Genomic DNA, 248 nt, shown 5'->3' with positions numbered 1-248 from the left:
TATTTTTTTATCGTATTGGTTTTTGATGCATTTTTGGTTAGACTCATTTGCAATGATGACTTCATGATGTCGTTCATAAAGAAAGGATAAGTATAGGAGTCTCTCTTCTTTAGAGAATGTTTCAGGAAGAAGTTTGAAAAATATTTTGAGGGATGAGATTTCACATTCAATGGGTAAAATGACCTCCAAACCATAGACAAGACCAAATGGTAACTTTCGATATGTGATTTGCACCAGTGTTTTTTAGA

At 32.7% G+C, this 248-nt stretch carries 1 protein-coding gene; it reads right to left on the bottom strand.

The window, feature by feature from the left end; translation table 11 throughout:
• Positions 1-234: hypothetical protein (locus tag KZZ04_RS20270; protein ID WP_219424046.1), on the bottom strand; the 234-nt coding region annotated here is incomplete at its 3' end.
• Positions 235-248: the final 14 nt, after the last annotated feature.

Source organism: Pseudoalteromonas sp. CR1 (assembly GCF_019392235.1).
Lineage (GTDB): Bacteria > Pseudomonadota > Gammaproteobacteria > Enterobacterales > Alteromonadaceae > Pseudoalteromonas.
The sequence above is the reverse complement of the archived record's forward strand: the minus strand, read 5'-3'. Positions and strand labels throughout refer to the sequence as shown.